This window comes from Streptococcus oralis subsp. oralis (assembly GCF_002096435.1).
In the GTDB taxonomy this organism is placed as follows: Bacteria; Bacillota; Bacilli; order Lactobacillales; family Streptococcaceae; genus Streptococcus; species Streptococcus oralis_AA.
Window position 1 is genome coordinate 1 of record NZ_NCUI01000006.1, and the last position, 294, is coordinate 294.

A 294-nucleotide genomic window follows, 5' to 3' on the forward strand; every position below is an offset into this window, starting at 1 on the left:
GAACTCAAGAACATCTTCGATCTTATCGGTTACGCTGAAGGCTGTCGCATCTTGCGCTACTGTCGTTTTCACATTGTATGTGAAGTCTTCATCTCGTTTTGCGAGGGTTTCTTCTGCCTTGCCGTTCACATCTTTCTTGATTTCTGGCTCGTCTGGTGTTGGAGGTGTTACTGGGACTTCGTTAGAGTCCTTGTGCACTCCTGGTTTGTGTGGGAAGCTTGCGTCATAAGAAGCCTTATTCGGAATCTGTGTACGACCGTCTTCCTTCACATATGCGGACAAGTTAGCGCCAGC

The 294-nt window shown here is 48.0% G+C and carries 1 protein-coding gene; it reads right to left on the bottom strand.

Annotation, left to right across the window (positions count from 1 at the left end):
* Positions 1 to 294, bottom strand: a 294-nt coding sequence (locus B7723_RS00030) for an isopeptide-forming domain-containing fimbrial protein (protein WP_142358069.1), incomplete at both ends; no start/stop codon positions are given.